This is a genomic window from Paenibacillus sp. FSL H8-0260 (genome assembly GCF_045040625.1).
Classification (GTDB): domain Bacteria; phylum Bacillota; class Bacilli; order Paenibacillales; family Paenibacillaceae; genus Paenibacillus_AQ; species Paenibacillus_AQ odorifer.
Genome location: NZ_CP150298.1, coordinates 3,701,227 through 3,718,246, shown reverse-complemented (window position 1 = coordinate 3,718,246; position 17,020 = coordinate 3,701,227). Strand labels below are relative to the sequence as shown.

The 17,020-nt window shown below is 38.7% G+C and carries 7 protein-coding genes; all 7 read left to right on the top strand.

The window, feature by feature from the left end:
• Positions 1 to 38: 38 nt before the first annotated feature.
• The 7 genes from MHI51_RS16405 to MHI51_RS16375 all read left to right on the top strand — a co-directional run bounded on the left by MHI51_RS16405 (position 39) and on the right by MHI51_RS16375 (position 16,873).
• A complete protein-coding gene (locus tag MHI51_RS16405) occupies positions 39 to 455 on the top strand; it encodes a MarR family winged helix-turn-helix transcriptional regulator (RefSeq protein WP_248548678.1) in 417 nt (138 codons plus the stop codon).
• A gap of 62 nt (positions 456 to 517) precedes the next feature.
• A complete protein-coding gene (locus MHI51_RS16400) occupies positions 518 to 730 on the top strand; it encodes a DUF896 domain-containing protein (RefSeq protein WP_036676956.1) in 213 nt (70 codons plus the stop codon).
• Positions 731 to 1,008: 278 nt separating this feature from the next.
• Positions 1,009 to 1,947, top strand: a complete 939-nt coding sequence (locus MHI51_RS16395) for an alpha/beta fold hydrolase (RefSeq protein ID WP_076218049.1) — start codon at positions 1,009 to 1,011, stop codon at positions 1,945 to 1,947.
• 162 nt (positions 1,948 to 2,109) lie between these two features.
• Positions 2,110 to 5,598: a hypothetical protein gene (locus MHI51_RS16390; RefSeq protein WP_076218048.1), complete on the top strand. Its 3,489-nt coding sequence runs from the start codon at positions 2,110 to 2,112 to the stop codon at positions 5,596 to 5,598.
• A gap of 10 nt (positions 5,599 to 5,608) precedes the next feature.
• Positions 5,609 to 14,182 carry a hypothetical protein gene (locus tag MHI51_RS16385; protein ID WP_405173105.1) on the top strand — a complete coding sequence of 2,858 codons (8,574 nt, stop codon included), beginning with the start codon at positions 5,609 to 5,611 and terminating at the stop codon, positions 14,180 to 14,182.
• 264 nt (positions 14,183 to 14,446) lie between these two features.
• A complete protein-coding gene (gene asnB, locus MHI51_RS16380; RefSeq protein WP_405173104.1) occupies positions 14,447 to 16,324 on the top strand; it encodes an asparagine synthase (glutamine-hydrolyzing) in 1,878 nt (625 codons plus the stop codon).
• Positions 16,325 to 16,339: 15 nt separating this feature from the next.
• Positions 16,340 to 16,873, top strand: coding sequence for a putative immunity protein (locus tag MHI51_RS16375; protein WP_081387607.1), 534 nt, complete (start codon positions 16,340 to 16,342; stop codon positions 16,871 to 16,873).
• Positions 16,874 to 17,020: the final 147 nt, after the last annotated feature.

Here is a 17,020-nt window from a genome sequence, read left to right as displayed (position 1 = left end):
TGCTAAGTAATTTGTAAGGCAGTACGGAGGAAATATCTGTGATAGAAGATGAGATAAGGGAACTACTGGATAGAATATCAGCGGAAATGCGTAGAGATTATGCAGAGCTGCTTAGAGAACTTAATCTTCATGTGGGTCAAGAACAGTTATTATGCCGGTTATGGAGAACAGATGGAATGACACAGATACAGCTAAGTGAACGCTTGAATTGTGAGCCTCCAACCATAACAAATATGGTGAAATCTCTTGAAAATCATGGGTTTGTTGTTCGAAAAAGAGATTCTGAAGATGGCAGAGTTAGCCGAGTGTATCTAACCCCAGCCGGACGTAATCTCTGCGAACCTGTGGAACAGATCTGGAACAAACAGCTGGATAAATTACTAGCCGGAATTATACCTGAAGAGCGTTTATTATTAAGAAGACTTATGAAACAAATGGCCGATAATTTAGCTTGAATCTGGAACTAATCGCCATAACCATTAGTAAGCTAATTAAAACTAAGAAAAGAGGAACATAGATGATTACAAGTTTGACTCGCATCAATGAATTAGCTAAGAAAGAACGTGAAGTAGGCCTGACACAAGGCGAATGGGTTGAACAGATCGCTTTGCGTGAAGACTACCTGCGTGAAATTCGTGGACAAGTTCGTAACAGTCTTTCTGGCGTGACAATTTTAGATCCGGATGGAAATGACGTAACCCCTGAGAAGCTTCGTGCAGCGCGTAAATAATCAATGAACTAATAAGTGGAAACTACACCTTTAGATAACGTTAGATTAGCCTATGGCTGATCGACGGATATCTAGAGGTGTTTTTTGTTATATAAATCTTAACAGAAGCTTAATTCGTTATCCTTAGGAGCTGGTGAAAGTTAAGAATCAATTAAACTTGCGTTACACAGGATCTAAGACTGGATTGTTAGAATGAAATAGACAAAAGATAAGGGATAACATGAAGGGGTGCAGAAGTTGGAGAAACTAAAAGAAACACCAAGGAAGGAAATGAAAGTATGAAAAAAACATTATTAATTTTACTTAAAGTAATAGTCGCTATAGTCATACTCATAGCACTTTTTCTGGTCATCGTTTTTACAGTCAATGTGATCAGCAATAAAGTGGAGAAAGGAAAAATAGAACCCTATGGTCAGCTTGTACCTGTCGACGGGAAAAAGATGAATGTTACCATACAAGGGCAAGGCAAGGAAACAGTCGTGTTACTCCCAGGGTTTGGAACCGCATCACCCGTAATTGATTTCAAACCACTTGTAGATGAACTGACTCCTTTCTATAAAGTTGTAGTAGTTGAGCCGTTTGGTTATGGACTAAGCGATGTCACCACAAAAGAACGAACGGTCGACAATATCGTGAGTGAGCTTCATGAAGCTTTACAAGAATTAAAGATAGATCGTTATATTCTGATGGGACATTCTATAGCGGGAATTTACGGACTGGACTATGTGAACAAATACGAAAACGAAGTTAGTGCATTCGTAGGCATCGACAGCAGCGTACCCACACAAGGGGGCAACGATGAAGAATTTCCATCAGGAACCTATAAGCTGCTTAAAAACTCAGGATTTATGAGATTGCTGGTAAAGCTCAATCCAGCCCAAATCGTTACACCAAGTGATGATGAGGAAACTAAAGAACAAAATAGAATGATTTCACTTAAAAACATGATGAATCCAAATATCATCAGCGAAGCAGAGCATTTTAAAAGTAATTTCAAAGCCACGGAAACATTAAATTTCCCAAAAGATCTTCCTGTTATTTTCTTCCTAGTGAAAGAAAATACGGATGTTCCAGGCTGGGAATCCCTGCATAAAGAACAGATTAAAGACTCCTTACACGGGAAATTGATGTTGCTTGATGGGGAGCATTATTTGCACCATACCCGATCCAAAGATATCGTCGAGAACTTTAGAAGCTTTATGGGAGAGATAAAGTAGGATAAATGAGAAAACGTCTACTGATTCGTTTAGTGAATCAGTAGACGTTTTTATATGTTCTTATTTTTGAAAGTTGAAAGTAATCTCAACGATCTTATGAATATTATTATTTCATAATGCAACACTAGAGCTTAAGACATATTCAACGAGGGAGAACTTTATATGAATCAGCCTTATTATGAATTCATTGATTTTTTCGATCGGATATTCACAAACTCAACTGGCTCATTATATAGACATCATGGAGCGGAAGGACTATGGGTTGGTTTTGTTGCAAGAGGGACAACTCCCGTATCCATAACTTTAGGAAAATCCTGGTCATATAACATAGGCAGTTACGTTTTTTGCGAAAAGGAACCTGCAGACCATAATGCCTTTCTGGATTCCATATTGAAACTTATGGACAATCAGCAAGGTCCTTGTTATGAGAGTGACAGTCGTATGTATGTTTCTAGGTACTTTTTCTGGTGTGACTGTAACGATAGAGGAGAGGCAGTAATAAAAAACTGTTATCTTGTATCACAGCTTAATAGTGGTAGTGGAATATCACACTTTGACAACCCTTTATTTATTAACAATTCGAGCCTGAAGCTTGAATTTATTGAAAAAATCTCTATTCAACCGACTGCAGGAAATCAATTTCTGTTTAATCAGTATGGAGATCAAGGGATAATTAATTTCCTTTCTTATAGTAACTCTTCAGAAGAAAATAGTTATATACAAGTAGGGATTCAAAACTTAGTCCTAGCTCTTCATGGCAAAGAGTCAGGTTCATTTAAGTTTGATACACGTGCGAAATTAAATGATAAAGGATTAAATTTCTATCCATCTCCAGAGTTACCTGTGACCCAGTTACCTGTAGGTTTGCGTTATCATTTTTTCTATAATGAAGCCGGAAAACAAAAAACAAAAAGCCAGCATTTTGGAATAACAGGAACTAGAGATACCGATACACCATACCGCTTTCAGTGTGTTTTAAATCCGCTTTTCCCACTCGCCAAAGAAAAGCTTCCAACAGCTTTCCGGTTTGGAATATTACCAGATGAAAGTACTGATATAAACATTAATCTGTTTAAGACTCCTTTTCGTTCCGATTTCGGACATCCCATTATGTTAAAACCTATAGTTTTTAGCTCTGAGTTTAGACTGGAGGATAACGATTATGAACCGTACTGGACTCCAGGTGGACCTTTCCAAATTCAGATGGCGAAACTAAGCGAGCGAACTAAGGATGTGCGACATTTACTCTGTGGATTATCCGGCACTGAAACTATAGGTTTCAGAAACGGGCACATGCTTAATTTTGTTTCCTATCAACCGGCGTTAGCCCCGATATTTCCTGTTCCTTCTCTTGAAGAACAAAGGTTCACAAGTGGTGATGCGACGATTCCGGAACTCTTACAATCTCATCGTACAACTTCATGGATTTCTGTCCAAAATAATCAATCACAAGAGAATATCTACGTCTCCCAACCTGAAGATGCTGTTTTATTTAAAACGACAGAAGTACGATTAACACCACCAAACTTACCCAGTCCATTAATTTATGATCAACAAAAAACTTCCCTGTTAACTGCAGAGCATCTATATCCTCTTGTTCCATACGTGGGTATGAAGAACAGTGATATATCAGATTTTGAGGATGAGGTAGCGACTCAGTATGAATACCAGGTTATTCATCCAGTCCGTAAACGAAATATTACAGGAATATCAAATCATGCGGTCATTACTTTTCCTATTATTGAGGGTGATTTGCGAAAAACGACAACTCCACAAGGTCTACTGGTTGAAGCAGATATAAATGATAATTGGGAGAGTATTTTATTAGCACAAATCGCTAACGGCACAGGGACTACTCAATATCTGAAATTAGGAATGATAAGTTCGCAACTGAAAAGTGCATTTTTAACCAATCAGTTATTTCTTGTCATCACTAATCCGCTGGACCCATTTGTTGGTCAATTTATGGATGAATTAGATATTTCGGAATGGCCGTTCCATATCAACAATAAGAAGGCTGACAATAAATACGGTAACTATCAGAATGTAATAATTCTGAAATTTTGTGAAGGAACGCTTAAGGATTTAGTAGAAAAACCTCAAAATTGGACTAATGCGGATACGTTTAATAAATCTGATAACGGTGAATTATTCGCGCTTTCTGCTTGGCTGCGCGAATATTTCGAGGATGCCTTAACGCAAAAGGATCCTTTCTATGCTCTTTTTAATCATAAAATTCAACAAGCCAGTTGGACTGGGATATTAGCATTAAAGGTAGACATTAAACAAAAGGCAATGCCGAGTGATTTGAAGGTGCTGAATGCCGGGATGGAGAAGGATCTCTTTCACGCGCATCATATAGGTATTAATGTGAATATTCCTGAGGAAGTGAATGGGAAGATCGTTCTCGAAAAGGACAGCTCTTTATTCGCTTTAGTTCACTATATGGATCCAGTTTACGATCAAGTGAACAACTTTGGGAACCCAATTCCTGTATACACTGAAGATGATTTCGATTTTAAAGTTTTATCTGTACGTGCACTTTTTTTTAACTCAGAGATTCAAGACTTTACAAGCGAAGTTCAGTTGACAGTAAAACATATGTTTGAGGAATCTGTAAACGAAGTGATTTCGCAGGGAGATCAACTCACTGTATCATCAGGCTTAAAATCCATTTTCTTTACAGGGCGTAGAGAAAATCACGGTGAAACCAACCTCTACGTCTTTAATACCCCGAAATCAAACAAATGTCAGCTGGAGAGTAGTGTATTCCATCATGTGGAGATTTCTGGTGCCAGCATTGATACTGTACAAATAGCAAATGGACCCAAATTTGAAACAAGGTTTAATCTTATGGGATTTATGGATTTTCAGAACATTAAAGGACTTGATGCTTTCTCGTATGGTAGTTTAAGTGCGGAGGATGCAAGCAAATCGAAGAAATCCGGACTTCCATTCTCGAAACAGTTGATCCGCCTTGTCTTTGATGAATCCACTATGAAGAGGGATAGTATCTGGATGGATACTTCAGATATCCTGATAACTCCTGAACAAGTTCAACCACGTAAGGAAAGTTTGATCTTTGGATTGCCTTTAAAATTTAAAAGGTTTGTATCGTTCGCTTCTTCTGGAAAATTGCCATCAGAATTGGGTTATATCCCACTTATCCTCTTTAACACTGCAATTTCTGTACCACAGCCTCTTGATATTAAAGGACCTTGGTCAGGCTTTGAGTTTGAGCTGGATCTAGGGAATGCGGGTATGCTTGCAGCGGATACACTTTTCACTACTCGTGTGTTGTTAGCATGGACCAAATCTAATGTTCCAGTGAATATTGAACGTCCGAAATATAACTTCTTTCTTGGATTGCAATTACCCGGAGGAGGAGAACAGGGTAAGCTCTTTAATTTACAGGGAGTTATTAAAATGGGTATCGGTGATATCGTGCTAACAGTAGATCCAAGTAGCGGTAAAACATCATACTCGATGCAATTTAATAATGTAGGCTTACAATTTTTGAATTTCAAATTTCCCCCTGGAGGGACGATGAATTTTGGCCTACAGCCTCCCCCTGGAGCTACAGCTGATCAAACCAACGGGCCTGGATGGTATGCGAATTATATAAAAGATTCCACTAATCCAATTTGTTAAGGAGGGTACCATGAGTATTTATATTTTAAGCCAGAAATTAATGGAACAGAAATCATTGTATCAAGCAGTGGCTGAAGCTAATATGATATCTCCCATTGATCTTGAGACGTTGAGACAATTATTGGTGAATTCGTTTGGAGTCGCAACTGACGATGTCTTGGTCATAACTAATCCAGAAATTGATGAAGCAACTGTAACTCACCTGAAGATCAAAGGCTCTATGCAAGTATTAAATAAGGCCACACATATAGCTGTTGAATTTATCTGGGATGGAACAGAATTGAGAATTGTTCTTGCCGCGGAATTCAGTTCGAAATGGAAACTACGCGATAGCTTTCCAGGACTTCCACCATCACCGCTGGACGTGTTAGAGATGAATGGCATTACGTTCTTCTTTACAACTACGAATTTGACTGATTATCCAGTTGAAGGAGGCCAGTGTATTCCTTATTTGAAAAAAGGACAAAATTTAGTGTGCGATTTTTCAGTTAAGGATAAGCTATTTCAAACCTATAAAGCCTACCTACCGGATTCGAAGATTTATTTGTTCTATACTCCTCTTGATGTTCAAGGCTTATTACGTAAAGAGTTGCCACACTGGGAATGGATACAACAGCTTTCTGGCGTTATGGTGAACATGCCAGATTTTTTAACAGTAATGAATCCGGGATTAGGATTATCAATAAATGAGGTACGAATCAAAGCTTTTTTGGTAGCTGAACTACGCGTTCCAAATGGGTCACTAATTAAGGTACAGTTGGAGCAGCTCACAGACGGTAACTACCAACTAATCTTAGGAGATGTTAGGGAATTAATCACTCCTCCTCAAGTATTTGCGCTCATGGAAGGACGAAGTTGGTTTAAAGGAATTCCCTCTAAAATGCTATCTTTTTTTGTTGAAATGTCGCTGTTAGATTATAAAGTAACTCTAAATGGAACTAATCATCAGATGAATTGTCATGAGATAACTGTTGCTTCCACCCAAGCATGGGAGGTGGGGAATCTCTCTATGATCCCGGAGATTTATTGGAAGGTTGGGGAGTGTCTCCACCCGGGTGAACAGGAATTGATTGTTCGAGGGCGCATATTAGTAAGTGGATTCAAGGAAGCCGTTCTTTTATTAGAAGAAGATCTTTCTTTTCACGGGATCTTTGATGCAGAAAATGACACGATTCAGGTGAACGATATTCTAATTACATTTGAAGGTAATGTCATCAACCTGCCTGGAACCTTACACTTTCCAATCAAACAAATGGATTTGACCATTACAAATGCTTTGAATGGTGACTATAAAGTTATACTTATTGGGAAGAGTGACCTCAATCTCTTGAATTTTCAAATTCAAGATCCTACCTTCGAATGGCGCAAATTCAGTTATATTAACCAGATAAGATATCATTACGTGTTTCGAGGGAAAGTAGTGATTGGACCATTGAGCTTTGATGTGGAAGCTCAGCCGAATTCAGTGGGTTGGTTATTGAAAGGGATGACTTTGAAAGAGGTCAAGATGAGTGATTTGGTGCCTTCATGGCCATTCTCAGATGTAATTGCTGACAGTATAACCTTTGAATATCAAATCACTGATAATGCAGATAACGATTCGTATAGTATATACGCTGATTTCAAATGGGAAATTAATGAACGATTTTTACAGTTAGAAATCGATGCCGTATTAAAGATTGAGGGAGGCTCCACCCATAACACTTATACGATTGAAACGGAAGTGGAGATACCAAGGATAGGGGCACAAGTGTGTCTAACTTATATTCTAGGTGGAGCTCCAATATATAAGGTTCAATGGGAAGGTATGAAATTTGATTACTCGCCAGATCAAGAATATATGCGTTTTGCTTTTACAGGTAATAACATAAGATTCCTACTGACAGCTATGATGAAGTTAACAGGGAGACCTTACTTCCATCTTCCTGAACCCTTAGACCAGCTCTTAGATAAGGTGGGGCCATCTTCCGTTCTTTTTGATTTAGGACCTGCTGAAAAGGTTACTTTAGAGACAGATTTGAACATAAGTATTTTGGGGTTAGATTTGAAAAAACTTAACGTTAACAAAGATAACTTAGATCACGTATTTGTTACTATTACAACTAACCAGTCCGACCTTGAATGGGATCTTAGTGACCCAAAAGAGAAGCCTAACATTAAATTGTTCCCCGATTTTTCAACAACGTTTGACCTTGAGTGGCTAGGACTAGCGCAAAGATACACCATGAATCAAACTAAGTTTGATTCCGTGGGTGATGCGGTCAACGCGATGAAATGTGCCTTTCAAAATGGAGCCGGATCAGCTGAATTACCTTATGATGCGGCTAGCCAGTGGCTGATGGGTACGGAGTTTAATTTGTTACAATACAACACAGGGGACTATTTCCTCAATATGCAGCTTGTTTTTAATGACCCAAAGTTATATGGGATAAAGATTGCATTAAAGGGTGAATTGGCGAAGCTGTTCGACGGTCTTGAGTTGGAGGTTATGTACACTAAGCTTTCAGAATCCAAGGGGGTTTACTCAGCTGAACTAACACTTCCAGATTCCATGCGATATATTCAAACCCCACCGTTTACGATAATCATTCCGATATTTGGCATCAAAATTTACACGAATGGTGATTTTGAGATTGACGTAGGTTTTCCTCGGGATCTCGATTTTTCAAGATCTTTCACCATTCAAGCTCCCCCATATTATTCAGGTGCCGGTGGGTTTTATTTGGCTCGATTGAAATCGGATGCTTCAGAGTATGTTCCAATAGCAACGAATGGCCATTTTGGACAAGTCTTAGCTTTTGGTTTAGGTATGGCTCTTGGAGTGGGTAAGGACTTCAATAAAGGAGTTCTAAAGGCAGGATTTAATGTGAGTGCGGTTGGCGTCTTCGAGGGTGTCCTCGCAACATTTCATCCCGATAACGCAAATAAGGAGGAACGTTATTTTTCATTAGATGCAATGCTTGGTGTCATTGGACGAATCTATGGAAGTGTGGATTTTGGTTTTGTGATGGCTGATCTTAACATAGCTGTTAACCTGGTCATTCGCACTCTGATCGCTGCTTACAAGAACCTGGTTCTCGAACTAATAGCGACTGTGGATGTATCCATTAAGTATCGTATTAAAATTTGTGGTGTGAAAATCACAGCCTATAGCTCTTTTCATACAGATGTGAATGAATCGGTTGATCTTGGAGGAGGGAGTAAGGCACCGTGGATAATAGAGGGTGAGAGCCTAATTGCACCATACATTACAAATGAGTGTAAAGCACCCATTTGGAAACAGCTTCCGATAAATCGCAGAATTAAGATCAAGACGTATTTTGTTCCTCAGCTTACAGTAGATCAACTGAAAGAGACGGATTCAGTTAATGCTCATTACGTTGCAATGCTTTATATAAAGAAAGATGAATTTAAAGGCTTGTTAGAATCATTTTTCTTATGGGTATTACAAGCCTTTGGTCAAGGGGATCTGGACCAAAATAACCCTATTATCACTAAGCAAGTTGTTAGTGATGCACTTTGTTGGTTCAGGGATGAAACAAACGGGACTCCGATGGATTATGATCATTTAGTTCAATATTTTTTCACTGATGAAGGTGCGATCCAAATCCATCAACCTGGTAGTGATTTGAGCGATATTTCTGTGTTTCCAATGGTTCCAGCCCTTTCGATGCGAGTTCCCTATTATAACGGGACTTCGCCCGTAGATGTAGACTTTAGCTTATACAACGAGTTAACACCAGTATATCTTGATAATCTTAGATTACATTTCTCACAAGTCCGAGCACGTTATTTATCGGAACTTGGTCAATCGATATCAAAACGCAGCTATTCATGGACTACAAGTCATAAATCGGCCTCTAAAGTCTTGTACGAAGATTTCTTTGTTTCACTCGCCAAACAAGGACTTCAAACTACAATGGATCTATTTAAGGGTGATAACAGTTTAGAATGGGATGCTATAAAAACCGAGTTGGAGTCTAAAAGCTCTGATATTTCAGCAATGGCGAGCCATTCATTGTTAAGCGGTATGCGGCCACCCAAACTAGACGAATTTGAAAATAATGTTTCAATGGTATGTACAGGCAATCCTCCAGTCTCCACCATGTCTCTTTACCAACTGACGGGTCAACAGTTTCTTTTACCAATCTTTACTCAGGTCCCTGATTGTAACGATTATGGTATTAAGATATCCTCAAACCAAACCTGGGTTCGTCTCTATGATTCGTCTAATATTGAGACAAGTGAAATCTGTGTGAGCCTCCTAAGAGAGGATATCACAAACATCCAAGAGTTGACAATCGAAGCGAACAATGGCATCAAAACAATGTCTGGTATTGGGATATTGCCTACCATGAAGCAAGTTACAAAGTGGTATACACTTGTTTCCCCTACAACAATAGGTAATTTGCAGCTATGGAGTTTCCCCAACAGCCTGCTAGGACTTATAGCGAAACAAAGCCCAATAAATTCATCTTTGTATGCTCAAGTGAACCAGGATGGTAACGGGGACGGCGCCATTGATTATCGGTCAGGTGTTATGATTAATGTATCGCTGAAGAAGCTGCCGGAAAGGGATAGTGTTACTGGAGTCAAGCTAGATGGAGCACTGTTTGAACTAGTAGGTACGGATGAAGCCGGTACAACTCTTTTAGAAAGATGGCTGACTTCCAATCAAGGGGATCCAGAAATACAGGTGAGTTATTCAACGAAAAGTGGTGAATGGACTCTAGGTGAAGGTATACCTACCATTGTGAAAAGCAACCTTTCTACAGAAACCAATCCGATGAATGGTTTATCTTTTCAGAATACGTATGAAAGTATTCTATGGGCATGGGAGTGCAGTATCGTTCGATCTGGAGGCTTCTATCTCCATTATGAGAATAATGGGAATACACTTCCCGAAGAGATCTTTAATGAACAGGGCATAGGACAAATCCGTCTAATCCTGTTGAACGAAGTAAATTCAACAACCTTGGATACCTATTCAAATTGCTTAATAACAATGTCGGGACAGACAGCACCACTCTATATAAGTCTGACCAAGAATAGAGCAACGATCGCTAATAACGATGATACACTAATGAGGATTTCTTCTCGACTAAGCTTACCTTTCATGGATACGGGACGTCTTCTTCAAAATCAGCTACTTAATACGATTGAGCTTACTATTCCGAAATCCGGTGGTTTTGTTCATTCTGTTGCCCATAGTGAAACCCTTCTGTCTATATCTGAGAGTTATGATGTATCTCTGGAATCTTTACTATGGGAAAACAGGAATCTAAAGAACCTCTTTCTGGTCGGTGATCTCCTTGACGTTTCATGGCCCATTCAAGAAAAGGTTAACACGATGCCTGTGGGGCATGTAGGTTTCTCAGTCCTCAGGGATGAGGTAGCAGATAACGATACTATCGAGAATTATTTGGAACAGATTTATCGACTGCTAGGATATCGTATTCGAGGGAATTTGGATTTTTGTCAGAGCATTGATGGACTACCAGTTGCTATTCACAGTTTAAATGATGATGAGGGGAAGTATGAGAACGTAGTTCCTATCTTCCCTTATGCGAAATATAATCCACTGAATTGTATGCCTACTGTTCCGAATAACTATTGTGTGCCGGAGTTTGACTTGAATCCCTATTCCGGAATAGGGAAAACGGTTCAAATCGATTTCTTTTGGCATGATTACTTTGGAAACCAACTAGTGATGAAACAATTCCCAAATTTCATTCAAATCCCAATTGGATTTACTGATCGTTTATTAGCTATTGAACAGTGGCCTGGTATAACGACTTCTTACACATTTAGTGTAAAAGAGATGAAGCGTAGATTTCATATCGAACTTCTGTTGAATTTTGAGTTGTATAAACAACAGCCAAATGAAGAGTACGGGGTCTATCTTAAGCGGTTGGAAGCAGACATGCTAATTTACACTAAAATTTATTATCAGCTATGCCAGTGTGACGAGACTGGTAATCCTTTAGTTTCGTACAAAGTGCAAACCAGTCTTGATGAGTATGTAGATCATTTATTTGACATCGTTCAAACTGACGAATTAAAAGCTTTTATCACCGATTGCTGTATCTACTTAAATAACCTGTTAAATCCTCTCGACTGTGATGGGAAAAGTGAAATTAGGAAGTCACTCGATTGGCTCATCGAAGATACGAATCCATTGGATATTTATGAATTAAAAGTACTCTTGTTTATAGAGCGTCCGATTGATTTAGTGGATATAAACTTCAAAGACGAAGACACTGTTCGAGCCGCTGTTTCGGAAATTCGACCGATGATCAAAGAAAACAGCTTAGTGGACTCTGATCCTAAGATGCGTTCTCTGAAGAAATTCGCAAGAAACTTTGAGATGGTATTCAATATGGATGCTTATGATCTTAAAGTGGCCATGGGAAGAACTAGGTTCGGCAGTACAGGAACAGATGCTGATAAACTATGGGTTGTCCGTGTTGCAAAACCTGGAATTACAGATCATGATCCAGATGCCACTTGTGGGGACAAGAAAGGACTGCGATATACGGTCGGTGCTTATCCGATATTTTTTGCGCCAAAATTAATGTCCAAAAGTAAGATTTCCCGGCTTGTTAGCATCCCTGAGTTTGATGGAGCTACTGGAACATTGGGGATATATAGGAGTCAATTAATCGGACCGATTGATATGGATAATTGGGCAAGATTGTATTTAAGTGCAATAGAAAATCTATTATCAGCTTCCATGGGCTGCAAAGTGTATGAGAAAGATCCACCTATGTATAGAAGTATACTTAGTCTAAAGGAACAATTAGCTAAGATCATACCGGAAACACTTGACCCCATACTGGAACCTACTGAGAGTGAGCGAATTAATGTTCCAATGGAAAAGTTAAAAGCCGATGCTGCCGAGAAACTTAAACAGCATTTGCTGATAAAGTTAACTAACGCCTATGACATTGAGACCATTGTCTCGTTTCCAGTTTCCGTTCCTTGGAGTCCATGTACCGAATCTCAGGCACAGCTTCCACAATTGTATGGGGGCATTAAGGTTCAAAAAAATACCAAACCTCTACGAGATGAGGAGCAGGATGGAACTGAATCAGCTTATCAAACCTCGAATTCTAAAGTACTACTTGAGAAAGGGGATAGTGCTCTTAGTTTTACATTCGATGCGAAGTGCGCTGAATGTCAATCCAGTGTAATGGTTGATTTAGCTTATGAAATTCAACATATTGAGCACGAAATAGGGAGTCTCCCAAATATTGAAGGTTATAAGGCTTCTTCATGGCTAAGTTTTATTCACCCACTGGAGCAAATTGAAATAGCTAAAGATGTAACTGTCCCAATACCACTTCGTTTTTATCCGGATGAACCTAAAATGATTAGACATGAAGGGGTTTCCATGCTTCAGGGTCTAAACAATACATCTGAGGAAACTACGGTGCAAACAGCCGTGAAGTGGAGATATGGGTTTGAGTTTGAAAGAGAATATGCTTCTCAAGATATTCTGGAATGCCAAGTGATGTTTAATCAGAAATCTAATGATGCATTTGTGAAGGTGGAAGACTTTTATGATAAACTCACTCGATGTGTACAAGTATACAAAAAGATGGAAGAGGTTCTAAAAAAAGATAACATTGATGAGGAGCTTCTGCTGAAGATTGTATCTTCCTTTATGTCATTAGCAATTCCAGTAGCGTCTTCTTGGAAAGAATGGTATGAACATGGAAACAGAAGAGCAATGAACGTAATTTCTGATACTGAGTATCGCTTTAGAATTCTACAAACACAATGCGATTACAACGGTGAGAAACAGATTTTCAATACGATTATCAACCCTGTATCTGTACCAGTGGAGCTTAAAGATCTAGCTCCAAAGCTTCAAATTGACGGCTATAATCTGGAGAAGATCGCCGACAATAGTTATGTGTATCAATTAAAGAATCCAGGTGGAGGGAATAAGTATTTAAGTTGGGCGGACGGGTTGGAACTTCCGAAAAGGAGTATCCAATTTGATGATTTACATTTAGCTTATTTACAAGATGCATGGGCTGGATTAATGGTAATTCGGAATGCGGAACTCGTTCCAGGAAGAACAACGAATGAGAATTTTGTATATAGAACACCTGTCATTCGCTTCCCAATGAAATTAACACCTCAATTGGATATCTACCCAACAATCCATATAGCAGCTATAGGAGCAGCAGGAGGGCAATTAGTAAGACGTTCATTGGATGAACATCTTACTGCATTATTTACAAGTTTGTATGGAGAAATGAATACAGGCTCGAAGATAGACAAATCAATTATTAAGGTAAGACCACGGTACCAACAAAAACTAAGTGGTAACTTGAGATTTGGTACATTACCTATATCATTGATTTTACCTTCAGATTATCAACTACCTGTTGATGATGATTTTATCAAAATATTGGGAGGCAACATTCGGGATTGGTATAATCAAGTTGAACCGTTTAAGGACGGGGTTTACCAATTTGAACTTACACTATACACAAGTGTAGATGATGCTAAAGCTCCTTTGGTTCGTCTTAGAAATTTGGTGTTAGATCGTAAGGATATTACACACGAATAATGTTAAGGATTGCTTTGCAAAATTATCTAAAATAATTTATCTGAGAAAAGCTTGTTAATTCAGGCTTTTCTTTTTTTGTCTATCTAAGGATAAATTCAAGTCTAGACAATTTCGATAATAGTGGTAAATGCAGTGGCTTTCCATTTCGTAAGAATCTTCTATAGATGCTTTGTTAGCGTTACATCTCTGAAAAAATGATGATATATCAAAGCAATTATGGGCACTCTATATCCTAATCTTTATAATAGGAAGGACTACCATAGTATGTGCGGAATAGCAGGAATATTAAAATATAATGGACAGCCACCACAGGAAGAAACCTTAAAACAAATGACAGGGGTTATGAATCACCGAGGTCCCAATCATGAGGGAGTATGGCTCGATTCTCGTATTGGACTTGGTTTTCGCAGATTGTCTGTAATTGATATACGTGATGGTAATCAACCGATGACGAATGAAGATCGTACTCTTTGGATTGTTTTTAATGGTGAAATCTATAATTATAAAACACTACGAGATCAGTTAAAGCTAAAAGGACATCACTTTCAGACGCAATCAGATACAGAGGTCATTGTGCATTTATTTGAGGAATACGGCAAGGACTGTGTCCATCATTTACGTGGAATGTTTAGTTTTGCGATTTGGGATCTTAAGGAACAATCTCTTTTTGCTGCTAGAGATCATTTCGGGATCAAACCTTTTTATTATTACAAAGACGAAAATAATCTTTTATTTGCTTCGGAAATTAAAAGCATACTTGCAGTGCAAGGGGTACCCAGAAAGCTTCAATATCAAAGTTTATTCAGCTACTTAACTTTTCAGTATGTCCCGCATCCTGATACGATGTTTGAACACATTCATAAATTAGGACCTGCGGAGCGATTATTTGTTAACTCGGATGGTGAAATGAAGATCGAGAAATATTGGGAACCCCATTTTCAACCGGTAGAACGATCTTTAGCAGACTATGCCGAAGAAATTCAGTGGAAATTGAAAGAGTCTGTAAACCTTCATTTACAAAGTGATGTGGATAGAGGATGTTTTTTGTCCAGTGGAATTGACTCCACCGCAATAGCTGCAATGATGAGAGCAGAAGAATCAACAAAAACCTTTTCGATTGGATTTGAAGGGCTGAACAATGAAACAATCATTGCAAATCAAACGGCAGCCAAACTGGGGACTGATCATTATTTTCACATTTTATCGCAAAAAGACTTTTTTGAAAGTATCCCGAAAACGGTCTGGCATCTAGATGAGCCTGTTGCAGATCCTTCCGCTATTGCACTCTATCATCTAAACCAGCTTGCAAAAGAACATGTAACGGTTGTCCTATCAGGGGAAGGCGCTGACGAATTATTCGGAGGGTATAGAATCTATAGAGAGCCAAATGCATTAAGACCGATAACCTGGATGCCTAACTTCATAAAGGATTCGTTACGAAAATCATTATCTGTATTTCCCTATCATTTTTATGGCAAAAATTATTTACTTCGGGGTCTGACACCTTTAGAAGAGCGTTTTTTCGGAAATGCTAATATCTTTAACAAAAGCGGTAAAATGAACTTGCTCCACGAATCGGTACACGCTCAGAATAGCTTTTTACATCCCACGGATATCGTTAAGCCTTTTTATGATAAGACAGCTCACCTAGACCCTACGACAAGAATGCAGTTTATTGATATGAATTTTTGGTTACCTGGAGACATTTTATCAAAAGCAGATAAGCTGTCCATGGCACATTCATTAGAATTAAGAGTCCCGTTTTTAGATAAAGAGGTTTTCGAAACAGCTAGTAAAATACCTGTGTCCAATCGGATTGGCCAAAAAACAACAAAACTTGCTTTGCGTAAAGCTATGGAAGGAATCGTTCCGGAAGCTATTGTGAATCGCCCGAAACTAGGATTTCCCGTGCCCATTCGTGATTGGCTCAAAACTCCAATTTCAGATATAATGTTCGAACAAATACGCTATAGTGGCATTGAAGAAATATTCAATATGAATATCATCGAAGAGATGTTTACCCAGCATCGGAGTAATAAAGGCGACTATTCGCGTAGAATCTGGCTAATTTACATTTTTTCAGTATGGTACACTCTTTTTATAAAAGAAGACCTGAAGCAGTTAAATAGTGCCGTGTTGTAATGGGGGAGTGATTCGTTGAATATTGAGGAATATGCATGGAATAAACATGAACAGCAATTAAGAGAAACTAACATGTTTACTTATACTAGTCCAAAGATAAAGATTGTAGATAACCATGAATTAAGAAATCGGCTTGAAGAAACGCTTGAAGAGCTGCCGCAGAAGTTTCTGGCCAAATGGGCTTTGAAAGTAGCAGTTGAGCACCTGGATCATCTGGTCCAGCAGCTTGTAAATGACCCGCGGATTGATTTAGGTATAGAAACGCTAGAAAAGCGTATAACTGGTGAGATTAGAGCCTTTGACTTAAGAAAAGTTGGATTTATTGTCAATGAATTAGCCAAAGAGTCCACAACCGAGGCTAGTAAGTATGCTGCCCGTTCTTTTGCACAAGCCATTGCAACTGGACATATGCGAGGACACGCTATGGTTTGCAGTGACTATGCAGTAAAACTGGTGAATTACATATCAGATCATTCTTCAGTTGCAGAGGCAGCTACTAAAGAACGGGAAAGACAATTAAGGATAGCTGAAGAGTTGCTTTGTAATTGAAGGTTTAAAGATGAACATGTATGAGGATGATTATAAAAGTTAAATAATGGGAATAGTTGACTTTTTATATGATCGAGAGTTATGTAATCTAATGCAAACAATAAAAACATTATTAGTACTTAAAGTTTTATGCGTGACTTGATGAGC